This is a genomic window from Microbacterium sp. CSI-V (genome assembly GCF_001984105.1).
Taxonomy (GTDB): Bacteria; Actinomycetota; Actinomycetes; order Actinomycetales; family Microbacteriaceae; genus Microbacterium.
This window is the reverse complement of sequence record NZ_MTQM01000006.1, coordinates 160,981-173,179: the sequence shown is the minus strand read 5'-3', so window position 1 is coordinate 173,179 and position 12,199 is coordinate 160,981. Positions and strand designations below refer to the sequence as shown.

The following is a 12,199-nucleotide window of genomic DNA, read 5'->3' as shown; positions in this document are numbered from 1 at the left end:
CGTCCCGTCGGCGCGATGACCGTTCTCGCTCCGGCCCCCGCCGCCCCCGGCGACGCGCGTCCGCGTCGTTGGGGGCGGCGGCGGGTCGTGGGAGTGACGGCCCTGGTGCTCGTGCTCGTCGCCGCGGCCGTGCTGTCGGTGACCTTCGGCGCCCGCGACGTCGCTCCCGCGGACGTGTGGGCGGGCCTGACCGGCTCGACCGACACCGCGTCGGCGGCCGCCGTCGCCAAGCGCGTGCCCCGCACACTCCTCGCCATCCTCGTCGGCGCCGCCCTCGCCGTCTCCGGCGCCGTCCTGCAGGGCGCCACGCGCAACCCGCTCGCCGATCCGCAGATCCTCGGCATCAACGGCGGCGCGGGACTCGCCATCGTCATCGGCATCGCGTTCTTCGGGCTCGGCTCGGCCACGGCCTACATCTGGGTCGGCATGATCGGCGCGGCGGCGGCCGCCGTCCTCGTCTACGCCGTCGGCTCGCTCGGTCGCGGCGGAGCCACTCCCCTGCGGCTGGCCCTCGCCGGCGCCGTCACCGCGGTGGCCTTCAGTTCGCTCACGAGCGCCATCCTGCTCCCGCGCATCAACGTGATGAACGAGTTCCGGTTCTGGCAGATCGGCGGTGTCGGCGGGGCGACCTTCGACACGATCCTCCAGGTCCTCCCCTTCCTCCTCGCGGGCCTCGTGGTGTGCCTGGCCAGCGCCTCCGCACTGAACACCCTCGCCCTCGGCGACGAGCTCGCCGCCGGACTCGGTGCCCGTGTGCGCACCGCACGCCTCGTCTCCTCCGCCGGTGCCGTGATCCTGTGCGGTGCGGCCACCGCGGTCGCCGGCCCGATCGGCTTCGTCGGGCTCGTCGTCCCGCACATGATCCGGCTCGTCGTCGGCGTCGACCACCGCTGGCTCCTCCCGGTCTCCGCCCTCGGCGGGGCAGCCCTCCTGACCCTCGCCGACGTGATCGGTCGGGTCGTCGCCCGCCCCGAGGAGATCGAGGTGGGCATCGTCACAGCCCTCGTGGGGGCCCCGTTCTTCATCGCGCTCGTGCGCCGACAGAAGATGCGTGCACTGTGACCGGAACCCTGACTCCCCCCGCTCCCTCCGCCCTGGCATCCGTCACCACCGGGCGGCGACGTCGACGTCGACGCTGGGCGCTGGTCACCGGCATCCTGGCGCTCCTCGTGATCGTCGCGTTCGCCCTGTCGCTGATGCTCGGGCAGACGAACTACTCGCCCGCCGAGGTGTGGGGCGTCCTCACCGGCCACCGCGTCGCGGGCGCGTCGTTCACCGTCGGCGAGTTGCGGCTCCCCCGCGCGACCACGGCCCTGTTCACGGGACTGTGCTTCGGCATGGGCGGTGTCGTCTTCCAGACGATGCTGCGCAACGCCCTCGCCAGCCCCGACGTCATCGGGATCAACACCGGCGCGAGCGCCGCGGCCGTCATCGGGATCGTCGTGCTCGGGCTGAACGAGACGGCGGTGTCCTTCCTGGCGATGGCGGCGGCCCTCGCCGCGGCTCTCGCCATCTACCTGCTCGCCTACCGCGACGGCGGGTCGGGGGCACGGCTCATCCTCGTCGGCATCGGCGTCGCGGCGATGTGCCAGGCCGTGGTGTCGTACGTGATCGCGCGCGCCGCGGAGTACGACCTCCCGGCAGCGATGCGGTGGATCACCGGCAACCTCAACGACGCCACGTGGGCTCGCGCCCTCCCGGTCGTCGGCGCCGTGATCGTCCTGGGTCCGCTGCTGCTCGTGCTCGCTCGCCGTCTGGAGATCCTCCGCATGGGCGACGACACCGCCGCGGCGCTCGGCCTCCCCGTCGAGCGCAGCAGGCTGCTGCTCATCGTCGCCGCCGTGGGACTCCTCGCCTTCGGCACCGCCGCGGCGGGGCCTATCGCGTTCGTCTCGTTCCTGGCCGGCCCGATCGCCGTCCGCATCCTCGGCCCCGTGGGTTCTCCCGTCCTCCCCGCCGGCCTCGTCGGAGCCCTCCTCGTCCTCGTGGCGGACTTCTGCGCGCAGTACGCGTTCGGCACACGACTCCCCGTCGGCGTCATCACCGGCGTGCTCGGGGCGCCCTATCTCATCTACCTGCTCGTGCGCAGCAGTCGATCCGGAGGAACCACGCTATGACCGCGGAACGCACTCTCCACGCCGAAGCCGTCACCCTCGGCTATGGCGACCGCACGATCGTCGACACGCTCGACCTCCGCCTTCCCCCCGGGCGGGTGACCGCGATCGTGGGCGCCAACGCCTGCGGCAAGTCGACGCTGTTGAAGGCGATGGCCCGGCTGCTCACCCCGACGAGCGGTCATGTGCTCCTCGACGGCAAAGCCATCCATCGGATGCCGACGAAGCAGGTCGCGCGCGTTCTGGGTCTCCTCCCCCAGTCGCCGGTGGCGCCCGACGGCATCGCCGTGTCCGACCTCGTCAGCCGGGGGCGGCATCCCCACCAGGGCGCCCTGTCGCGCTGGACCCGCGCCGACGACACCGCGGTCGCCCGGGCCCTGGAGGCCACCGACACCGCGCACCTCGCCGATCGGCACGTCGACGAACTCAGCGGCGGCCAGCGCCAGCGCGTGTGGATCGCGATGGCGCTCGCCCAGGAGACCGACGTGCTGCTGCTCGACGAGCCCACGACGTTCCTCGACATCAGCCATCAGATCGACGTGCTCGACCTGCTGACCGACCTCAACCGCGAACGCGGCACGACGGTGGCGATGGTGCTGCACGACCTCAACCTCGCCGCGCGGTACGCCGACCACCTCGTCGCCATGGCGGGCGGACGGGTGATCGCCGCGGGAGATCCCGGCGAGGTCATCACCGAGCAGACGGTGCGCGACGTGTTCGGCCTCGACAGCCGCGTCGTCCCCGACCCGTTGACGGGGCGACCGATGGTCATCCCGATCGGGCGTCATCACACCGTGGTCGAACCGGAGCAGGTCGCCCGCTGACGCGGGTGCGGTCGAGGGCTCACCGTCGGAGCGCCGGCCATCTGCGCTGCAAGCAGGCCCACCCGCCGGGCGGGTGCGGTCTCAGACCGTGCGCTCGACCTGGCCGGCGCGCCAGTAGCCCATGAACGCGACGCGCTTGCGGTCGACGCCGCAGCCCTGGACGAGGAGTCGCCGCAGTACCTTGACGGCCTGCGACTCCCCCGCGATCCACGCGTAGAACTCGCCCTCCGCGTCGGCGGGGCTGTCCCACAGCAGCTCGACGTCGACGTCGATGTCGTCGAGCTCCTGGGGGCGGGGCGCGGCGGCGCGGGCGAGCACGTCGCCGGATGCCGCGGTCCAGGCCTCGACGGCCTCGATCAGGGCCTCGCCGTGGGGACGGTCGTCGCGGGCGAGCCACCGCACCCCTGCTCCCCCGACCACGGGGAGCGCGTCATCGGCCGTGGGCACCTCGATGAAGGCATCCACGACGAAACCGGACCCCAGCCCCTCGAGGATCGCGCAGATCGCCGGGGCGGCGGTCTCGTCGCCCGCGAGCAGCAGTCGCTGCGCGGTGCCGGGGTGGAAGTCGATGCCCTGCGCGGACTCGGCGCTGCGCGCGTCGGGTCCCACCACGAGGATCCGGTCGCCCATCGCGGCGACCTCGGCCCACGCCCCCGCGGGACCGGCGTCGTGATGCAGGACGAAGTCGATGTCGAGCTCGAGCGCCTCGGGGTCGATCCGGCGCACGGTGTAGGTGCGGAACGGCATCCGCTCCTCGTCGGGGAGGTCGCGCCAGCGGGTGTACCACTCGCCGTTGTCGATGGCCACGGGATCGTCCTGCCCGATGTCGCACAGCCGACCGTCGGGTCCGGGCAGCACGAGCTTGATCCGCTGGTCGCGGCGGTCGGTGCCGAAGACCTCGAAGTCGGGTGACGTGAAGGTGATCCGCGCGAAGTGCGGAGACAGCCGACGGGCCTCCTTCACCACGGCGACGTACGGGCGGTAGGCGGGACGCGTGGCTGTCTTCACCGGATAAGGATATCCTTACCTATCCTCGGATGCCACGCCGAGCCGTCGCGATAGGTCGCCGCCGTACTACTCGACGAGCGCGCCGATGCGACGGATCGCGTCCTCCAGGACCTCCGGCGCGCAGCCGACGTTGATCCGCACGTGCCCCAGGCCCTCGGTCCCGAACAGCGGCCCGTGGTGGAGCGCGACCTTCGCCTCGCGGCGGACGAACGGGGCGGGGTTGTCGCCCCACCCGTACGCCGAGACGTCCACCCAGGCGAGGAAGCCGGCCTCCGGCACGCGATAGCGCGCGAGCGGCAGGTGCTCGGCGAGCAGGTCGGCGAGGAGCCGGCGGTTGTCGTCGAGCGCGACGAGCAGCTGCGCGAGCCACGCGTCGCTCTCCGGCGCGAACGCGGCGCGGTTGGCGATGACCCCGAACAGGCCCGCCCGCCACTCGACCTCCCACGGCAGCGCCCGCACGACCGCGGCGGTCTCCTCCGACCCCGTGACGATGACGGCGCACTTGAGCCCGGCCAGGTTGTACGTCTTGCTCGCGCTCGTCACGGTGTACCCGACGGCCGCCGCCTCGGGCGCGGCGTCGAGGAACGGGGTGAACACCGAGGGCGCGAAGGTCAGCGGCGCGTGGATCTCGTCGCTCACGACCGCGGCTCCGTGGCGCGCGGCGAGGCGCGCCAGCTCGGCGAGGGACTCCCGCGAGTGCACCGTGCCGGTCGGATTGTGCGGGTTGCACAGCAGAACAGCCGTGGCCCCGGATGCCAGCGCCTCGCCGATCCCGTCGAGGTCGAGCTCCCAGCGCTCCCCCGTGTCGCGCAACGGCACGCGCTCGACGACGGCACCCGCCTCTTCGACGGTGTCGTAGAACGGCGGGTAGACCGGCGGCGTGACCACGACGCGGTCGCCCGGCGAGGTGACGGCCCGCAGAACCTCGACGACGCCCATCATGACGTCACCGGTCCAGCGGATGCGCGCGGGGTCGGGGCGCCACCCCCACCGGCGCTCGGCGAAGTCGGCGAAGTCGAGATCGATGCCGGGCCGCGGCGGGGTGTAACCGGTGTCGCCGATCTCGACCGCACGGGTCAGGGCGGCGGTGATCGCCGGCGCGAGCGGGAAGTCCGTCTCGGCCACGAACATCGGGATCACGTCGTCCCCGTACGATCGCCACTTCGTACTCGAACGCTGACGCAGCAGTTCGAGCGGCAGGGCTTGGAGAGGGGGGACGCTCATCCCGAAAGCCTAATGAGAGCCCCGGATGCCGGGGAATCCGGGCGTCAGAGAGGGAAACACGAACGCCCACCCCGTGTCGGGATGGGCGTTCAAGAAGTGTCAGATCGCGAAGCCGAGGGCGCGCATCATGTCGCGTCCGTCGTCGGTGATCCGCTCCGGACCCCACGGCGGCATCCAGACCCAGTTGATGCGGAACCGGTCCACGACGTTGTCGAGTGCCTGAGCGGTCTGCTCCTCGAGCACGTCGGTGAGGGGGCACCCCGCCGACGTCAGGGTCATGTGGATGACGAGCGCGTCGTTCTCGTCGTCCCACGCGAGGTCATAGATCAGCCCCAGGTCGACGACGTTGATCCCCAGCTCGGGGTCCATGACGTCTTTCAGGGCCTCGGTGACCTCGTCGTACTTCTCGGGCGCGAGCGTTGCGGTCATGTAACGATCTTACGCGTCGACCGGCGTACCGGCCTCGAGGAAGCGGTCGTAACCCTCTTCTTCGAGCCGGTCGGCGAGTTCGGGGCCGCCCTCTTCTACGATCCGGCCCTTGACCACGACGTGGACGAAGTCGGGGCGGATGTAGCGGAGGATGCGCGTGTAGTGCGTGATGAGCAGCACGCCGAGATCGGTGGTCTCCTTGGCGCGGTTGACGCCCTCCGACACGATCTTCAGCGCGTCGACGTCCAGCCCCGAGTCGGTCTCGTCGAGCACGGCGATCTTCGGCTTGAGCAGCTCGAGCTGGAGGATCTCGTGACGCTTCTTCTCGCCGCCCGAGAATCCCTCGTTGACGTTGCGCGACGCGAACTTGGCATCCATCCGCAGGTTCTCCATGGCGCCCTTGACGTCCTTGGTCCACGAACGGATCGCCGGCGCCTCGCCGTCGATCGCCGTCTTGGCGGTGCGGAGGAAGTTCGTCACGGTGACGCCGGGGATCTCGACCGGGTACTGCATCGCGAGGAAGAGTCCGGCGCGGGCGCGCTCGTCGACGCTCATCTCGAGGACGTCCTCACCGTCGAGGGTGATGGAGCCGCTGGTCACGGTGTACTTCGGGTGACCGGCGATCGTGTACGCCAGGGTCGACTTGCCGGACCCGTTGGGGCCCATGATGGCGTGGGTCTCGCCGGTGCGCAGCGTCAGCGTCACGCCGTTGAGGATCGGGGTCGTGCCGGCATCCGTCTCGACCGTCACGTAGAGGTCGCGGATCTCGAGGACAGACATGGTGTTCCTTACTCGGTAGTTCGGGGAGTCGATGGTGGCGCGGCGGTCAGGCCGACGCCTTGGTGACGGCGGGGTCGATGAGCACGTCGTCGCCGTCGATCACGACCTCGTACACGGGGACCGGCTCGAAGGCCGGCAGGTTCAGGGGGTGGCCGGTCTTCAGCGAGAACGCGGATCCGTGCGCCCAGCACTCGAGCGTGTCGCCCTCGACGAAACCGTCGGAGAGCGAGATGTCGCCGTGCGTGCAGACGTCGCCGATGGCGTGGACCTCGCCGTTGCCGTCGAGCACGACAGCCATGGCGATGCCGTCGACCTCGACCCGGCGGGCTTCGTCCTGCACGAGCTCGCTGAGGCCGCACACGCGGGACGCGCTCACGCCGCGGCCCCCTCGGCCAGCTCGCGCTCGATCGCCTCGATGAGCTCGGTCTCGAGCTCGGGGATGCCGATGCGCTGGACGATCTCGCTGAGGAACCCGAGCACGACGAGACGCCGCGCCTCGTCCTCGGCGATGCCGCGGGCCTGCAGGTAGAAGAGCTGCTCGTCGTCGAAGCGACCGGTCGCGCTCGCGTGCCCGGCGCCCTGGATGTCGCCGGTCTCGATCTCGAGGTTCGGGATCGAGTCGGCGCGGGCGCCGTCGGTCAGCACGAGGTTGCGGTTCGCCTCGTACGAGTCGGTCCCGGTGGCATCCGATCCGATGAGCACGTCGCCGATCCAGACGCTGCGGGCGCTCGCACCCTGCAGCGCGCCCTTGTAGAGGACGTCGCCGACGGTGTGGGGACCCTTGTGGTGCAGGTAGACCTGCGACTCCAGGTGCTGGCCGGCGTCGGCGAACGACAGGCCGTACAGCCGACCCTCGGCGCCGGATCCGGCGAGCTCCACCGACGGGTTCACGCGGACGACGCCGCCGCCGAAGCTCACCACCACGTGGGTCAGCTTCGCGTCGCGGTCGACCCGCGCCTGGTGCGACGCCGCGTGGATCGCGTCGTCGTCCCAGCGCTGCACCGACACGACCGTCAGCTCGGCGCCGTCGCGGACGAGGATCTCGACGTTCTGCGCGTGCTGCGCGCTGCCCTCGTGCCGCAGCACCACGGTGCCGCGGGAGTTCGGCTGCGCCTCGATGACGACGTGGGCGTGCGCGAGGCCGCCCGTGCCGGTCAACCGCACGACGATCGGCTCATCGAGCTCGACGTTCGCGGGGATGCGCAGCAGCGGCGCCTCGGGCTCGTGCACCCATGCCAGCGCTGCCGGGAGGTCTTCCGGTCGGAAGTGCTCGCCGCGCGGGGCGTCGCCGACGGCCAGGCGCAGCTGCTCGACCGCGTCGGGCGCGCTCACTTCGACGCGCATGATGCCCTCCGCGCCCGCCTCGTCCACGAAGAGCGGTGCGAGCCGGTCGACCGGGCTCAGCTTCCAGTTGACCTCGCGGCCGGTCGGGGTGCCGAAATCCTTCGGGTCGAACGACGTCGGACGCTCCGACCGCGTCTGGACGGGAACGACGGATGCCACGAGGGCGGCAGGATCGATGTGACCCTCCGCCGTGCCGGCGGGGGTCTGGGTCGCAGTCGTCATTTAACCGACGGATCCTTCCATGCCCATCTCGATGAGCTTGTTCAGTTCGAGGGCGTACTCCATGGGCAGCTCGCGGGCGATCGGCTCGATGAAGCCGCGCACGATCATGGCCATGGCCTCGTCCTCGGGCAGGCCGCGGGACTGCAGGTAGAACAGCTGCTCCTCGCTGACCTTCGAGACGGTGGCTTCGTGGCCGAGCTGCACGTCATCGACGCGGATGTCGATCGCCGGGTACGTGTCCGAGCGCGAGATGGTGTCCACCAGCAGCGCGTCGCACCGCACGGTGTTCGCGGAGTGGTGGGCATTGGCATCCACGCGGACCTCGCCGCGGTAGCCCGCGCGACCGCCGCCGCGGGCGATGGACTTCGACACGATCGAGGACTGCGTGTACGGAGCCATGTGGATCATCTTCGCGCCGGCGTCCTGGTGCTGACCGGGACCCGCGAAGGCGACCGAGAGCGTCTCGCCCTTGGCGTGCTCGCCCATGAGGTAGATCGACGGGTACTTCATCGTCACCTTGGAGCCGATGTTGCCGTCGACCCACTCCATCGTCGCGCCCTCGTGGGCCACTGCGCGCTTGGTGACGAGGTTGTAGACGTTGTTCGACCAGTTCTGGATCGTCGTGTAGCGTACGCGCGCGTTCTTCTTCACGATGATCTCGACCACGGCCGAGTGGAGCGAGTCGCTCTTGTAGATCGGGGCCGTGCAGCCCTCGATGTAGTGCACGTAGCTGTCTTCGTCCGCGATGATCAGGGTCCGCTCGAACTGGCCCATGTTCTCGGTGTTGATGCGGAAGTACGCCTGCAGCGGGATCTCGACGTGCACACCCTTGGGCACGTACACGAACGAGCCGCCCGACCACACGGCCGTGTTCAGCGCCGCGAACTTGTTGTCACCGGCCGGGATGACCGTGCCGAAGTACTCCTCGAAGAACTCGGGGTGCTCGCGCAGCGCCGTGTCGGTGTCCATGAAGATGACACCCTGCTGCTCGAGGTCCTCGCGGATCTGGTGGTAGACCACCTCGGACTCGTACTGCGCGGCGACACCGGCGACGAGACGCTGACGCTCAGCCTCGGGGATGCCGAGCTTCTCGTAGGTGTTGCGGATCTCCTCGGGGAGGTCCTCCCACGACTGCGCCTGCTTCTCGGTCGAGCGCACGAAGTACTTGATGTTGTCGAAGTCGATCTCCGACAGGTCGGCACCCCAGGTGGGCATGGGCTTGCGACCGAAGAGCTGATAGCCCTTGAGACGCGTCTTCAGCATCCACTCGGGCTCGGACTTGAGGGCGGAGATGCCCCGCACGACGTCTTCGTTGATGCCCCGCTGCGCGATCGCGCCCGCGGCATCCGTGTCGTGCCAGCCGAACTCGTATTGCCCCAGGCTTTCGAGCTCTGGTCGGTCGATGAGTACATCGGACATGGTGGTCACTCTCCTTCTCGGGCCTCAACGGTGTCATCCGCCCCAACATTCCGCGACGGACTCCGGTCGGAGTCACAGGAACGTCGCTGGTGGGCCCGCTCGAAGGCGCTGGCTGCGCGCCTAGACTGTCAGAGGTGCGAGACGCGCGAGCGCTGCACCGGAAGACCCTTCGATTCTACAGGCAACGCCCGCTCCCGGCACGGCACGCGCACCCCTCGCACCGGCCCGAGCGCCCCGCCGCCAGGAGGCTGCGCGCATGTCCACCGCTTCGTCCCCCCGCGCGCTCCGTCGCGTCCTCGACTGGCTGCCGGCCCGCATCGACCGCCGCATCCGTGTCTTCGCGTGGCTGTCGTTCGTCGCCGAGGTGCTCATCATCGGCACCGGCGGCGCGGTGCGCCTGACCGGTTCGGGCCTCGGCTGCCCCACGTGGCCGCGCTGCACGCCCGACTCGCTCGTGAACACCCCCGAGATGGGGATCCACGGGATCATCGAGTTCGGGAATCGGACGCTCACCGGCGTCGTCGGCATCCTGGCCCTGGCCGTCGTCGTCCTGATGTGGCGTCTGCGTCACGAGCGGCGCGTGATGTTCGTCCTCGCCGTCGTCGTGCTCGGCGGGATCGTCGCGCAGGCCGTCGTGGGCGGCATCACGGTCCTCACGGGCCTGAACCCCTTCATCGTGGGCTTCCACTACATCGCCTCGGTCGCCCTCGTCACCGTGTGCGCGGCGTTCCTGACCCTCATGTACCTGCCGGCGGGGCCGCGCGAGCGCGTCGTGCCCGCCTGGTTCGCGGGACTGGTGCATGCCACGACCGGCGTGCTCGCCCTCACCGTCGTCTTCGGCGTCCTCACCACCGGCGCCGGCCCCCACTCGGGCGACGCGGCGGCGGTGCAGCGCAACGGCTTCGACGCCGAAGTCCTCGAGCACGTGCACTCCTGGCCCGGCTACGCCCTGTTCGTGCTGACCACCGCCATCGTCGTGCTCGCGTGGCGCCTGCGGCTGCCCGTGCGCCGCTGGGCGACGGCGCTGCTGGCGGTCGAAGTGGTGCAGATCGCCGTCGGTCTGTACCAGGCCCGCAACGGCCTGCCCGAGCTCGCCGTCGGCGTGCACATGGTCCTGGCCGCCCTCGCCGCCGCGGCGATGACGGTCGTCGTCCTCCGACTCAAGGCCCCGGTCGCCGTCGGTTCCGTCGATCGGCTCGACGCCGTCGGAGCCGCGCGGCGCTGACCTTAGCGCGTTCATAGGGATTTCATCGAGAGCCCAGAGTCCCCGCACTGATGGGTGCGAGACTGTGGACGCTCCGGTGCCGACCGTGCCCGGAGATCGAAGGAGTTCTTCCATGCAGACCCGCCCCCGCCTGGTGACCAGCATCCCGTTCTGGGTGCTCCTGGTGCTTTCCCTGGCCTCCGTGATCGGCGGACTGGTCATCGTCTTCCAGCAGATCGACGCGATGCAAGCGGTGCTGAACGACCCGAACGCGACCGTCGTCACGGTCTACGTCGCCCAGTCGTGGGCGATCGTCGGTGCCGCGGTGCTCGGTGCCGGTGCCATCGGACTCGTCGCGACGCTCGCCGTCGCCACCGCGGTGTCCACGCGTCCGCGCCCCGATGTCGCCGTCGAGACGATCGACTGGAACAGCGACGACGAGAGCGCCCCGTTCGCGGCCGCCCCCACCGTCGCCGCCGCCGCGACGACCGCCCCCGCCGCACCCCTCGTGCTCGAGGACGCGGACGTCGAGACCACCTCCGACACCCCCGCCCCGCCGCAGGCGGCGCACGACGCGCCGAAGCTCGACACGGGTGACGAGCACCCGCGTTCCTGAGCACGGCCCGTAAGACGAAGAACGCCCGCTCCCGAAAGGGGGGCGGGCGTTCTTCGTGGAGTCGGCGACTCAGAACGGCAGGAGCGGGTCGACCGCGATGGCCACGAAGAGCAGCGTCAGGTAGGTGATCGACGCGTGGAAGACGCGCATCGGTCGAGGCTCGCCCCCCTGGACGGCCCGGGAGTACAGGCGGTGCGACTCGTAGACGAACCAGCCGCCGAACACGAGTGCCGACACGCTGTAGACGAGACCCATGGATGCCACGGGGATCAGCAGCAGGGAGCACGCGACGGTGGCCCACGCGTAGAGGATGACCTGGAGTCCGACCTGCGAGCCGCTGCGCGTGGCACCGAGCATCGGGACATCGACCTCGTCGTACTGGGCGGCGTACTTCATCGACAGCGGCCAGTAGTGCGGCGGCGTCCACAGGAAGACCAGCGCGAACAGGATGAGCGGCGCCCAGGAGAGCGAACCGGTCACGGCGGACCAGCCGATGAGCACCGGGAAGCAGCCGGCGATGCCGCCCCACACGATGTTCTGCTCGGTGCGGCGCTTGAGGATCATCGTGTAGATGACGACGTAGAAGAAGATCGCGATGGCCGAGAGGGCGGCGGCGAGCGGGTTGGTGAAGACCCACAGCCACACCGTCGACACGGCGGCGAGCGTCCACGCGAACGTGAGGGCGCCGCGGGGCGACACCTCGCCGGTGACCAGCGGCCGATTCTCGGTGCGCTGCATGTGCGCGTCGATGTCGCGGTCGAGGTACATGTTGAAAGCCGCCGCCGAACCGGCGCTCAGCGATCCGCCGATGACGGTGGCGAAGATCAGCCAGAGGTCGGGCAGGCCCCGCGCGGCGAGGATCATGACCGGAACGGTCGTGACCAGCAGCAGTTCCAGCACGCGCGGCTTCGTCAGCGCGACGTAGGCGCGAACCGTGCGTCCGAGAGAGCGCCGATCGGTCGTCGCAGTGACGTGCGACGTCGTCGAGATGTCCATCGTCCCCCGGGGTAGAGCG

General features: G+C 70.4%; 13 protein-coding genes. 5 read left to right on the top strand and 8 right to left on the bottom strand.

Going from position 1 to position 12,199, the window contains the following annotated elements; all coding sequences use genetic code 11:
* Positions 1-15 precede the first annotated feature (15 nt).
* The 3 genes from CSIV_RS03385 to CSIV_RS03375 are packed head-to-tail and all read left to right on the top strand — an operon-like array spanning position 16 to position 2,938.
* Positions 16-1,062 carry a FecCD family ABC transporter permease gene (locus CSIV_RS03385; protein ID WP_077050008.1) on the top strand — a complete coding sequence of 349 codons (1,047 nt, stop codon included), beginning with the start codon at positions 16-18 and terminating at the stop codon, positions 1,060-1,062.
* The gene (locus CSIV_RS03380) at positions 1,059-2,117 is read left to right on the top strand and encodes a FecCD family ABC transporter permease (RefSeq protein WP_202969665.1); all 1,059 of its coding nucleotides are present in this window, start codon (positions 1,059-1,061) and stop codon (positions 2,115-2,117) included. Before CSIV_RS03385 ends, CSIV_RS03380 begins: the two co-directional genes overlap by 4 nt.
* Positions 2,114-2,938, top strand: a complete 825-nt coding sequence (locus tag CSIV_RS03375; RefSeq protein ID WP_077050007.1) for an ABC transporter ATP-binding protein — start codon at positions 2,114-2,116, stop codon at positions 2,936-2,938. The genes CSIV_RS03380 and CSIV_RS03375 overlap by 4 nt, the downstream gene beginning before the upstream one ends.
* A gap of 81 nt (positions 2,939-3,019) precedes the next feature.
* Here CSIV_RS03375 and CSIV_RS03370 read toward each other — a convergent pair whose 3' ends face one another.
* From CSIV_RS03370 to sufB, 7 genes are all read right to left on the bottom strand, one after another.
* Positions 3,020-3,946 carry a siderophore-interacting protein gene (locus CSIV_RS03370; protein WP_077050006.1) on the bottom strand — a complete coding sequence of 309 codons (927 nt, stop codon included), beginning with the start codon at positions 3,944-3,946 and terminating at the stop codon, positions 3,020-3,022.
* Positions 3,947-4,012: 66 nt separating this feature from the next.
* On the bottom strand, positions 4,013-5,170 hold the full coding sequence (locus CSIV_RS03365) for a MalY/PatB family protein (RefSeq protein ID WP_077050005.1): 1,158 nt from the start codon (positions 5,168-5,170) through the stop codon (positions 4,013-4,015).
* 99 nt (positions 5,171-5,269) lie between these two features.
* The gene (locus CSIV_RS03360) at positions 5,270-5,599 is read right to left on the bottom strand and encodes a metal-sulfur cluster assembly factor (RefSeq protein WP_013586729.1); all 330 of its coding nucleotides are present in this window, start codon (positions 5,597-5,599) and stop codon (positions 5,270-5,272) included.
* Between the two features lie 9 nt (positions 5,600-5,608).
* On the bottom strand, positions 5,609-6,379 hold the full coding sequence (sufC, locus tag CSIV_RS03355) for a Fe-S cluster assembly ATPase SufC (protein ID WP_077050004.1): 771 nt from the start codon (positions 6,377-6,379) through the stop codon (positions 5,609-5,611).
* Positions 6,380-6,425: 46 nt separating this feature from the next.
* The gene (locus CSIV_RS03350; RefSeq protein ID WP_077050003.1) at positions 6,426-6,755 is read right to left on the bottom strand and encodes a non-heme iron oxygenase ferredoxin subunit; all 330 of its coding nucleotides are present in this window, start codon (positions 6,753-6,755) and stop codon (positions 6,426-6,428) included.
* Positions 6,752-7,945, bottom strand: coding sequence for a Fe-S cluster assembly protein SufD (sufD, locus tag CSIV_RS03345; RefSeq protein WP_077050002.1), 1,194 nt, complete (start codon positions 7,943-7,945; stop codon positions 6,752-6,754). Before sufD ends, CSIV_RS03350 begins: the two co-directional genes overlap by 4 nt.
* Complete coding sequence (gene sufB, locus CSIV_RS03340; RefSeq protein ID WP_077050001.1) at positions 7,946-9,364, bottom strand: Fe-S cluster assembly protein SufB; 1,419 nt, start codon at positions 9,362-9,364, stop codon at positions 7,946-7,948.
* A 256-nt stretch (positions 9,365-9,620) separates the two neighbouring features.
* On the opposite strand from sufB, the gene CSIV_RS03335 reads away from it, so the two are divergent.
* Both CSIV_RS03335 and CSIV_RS03330 read left to right on the top strand, forming a co-directional pair.
* Positions 9,621-10,589, top strand: coding sequence for a COX15/CtaA family protein (locus CSIV_RS03335; protein ID WP_077050000.1), 969 nt, complete (start codon positions 9,621-9,623; stop codon positions 10,587-10,589).
* Between the two features lie 112 nt (positions 10,590-10,701).
* Positions 10,702-11,184, top strand: coding sequence for a hypothetical protein (locus CSIV_RS03330; RefSeq protein ID WP_077049999.1), 483 nt, complete (start codon positions 10,702-10,704; stop codon positions 11,182-11,184).
* A gap of 69 nt (positions 11,185-11,253) precedes the next feature.
* Here CSIV_RS03330 and CSIV_RS03325 read toward each other — a convergent pair whose 3' ends face one another.
* Positions 11,254-12,180, bottom strand: coding sequence for a heme o synthase (locus CSIV_RS03325; RefSeq protein WP_077049998.1), 927 nt, complete (start codon positions 12,178-12,180; stop codon positions 11,254-11,256).
* Between the last annotated feature and the right edge of the window lie 19 nt (positions 12,181-12,199).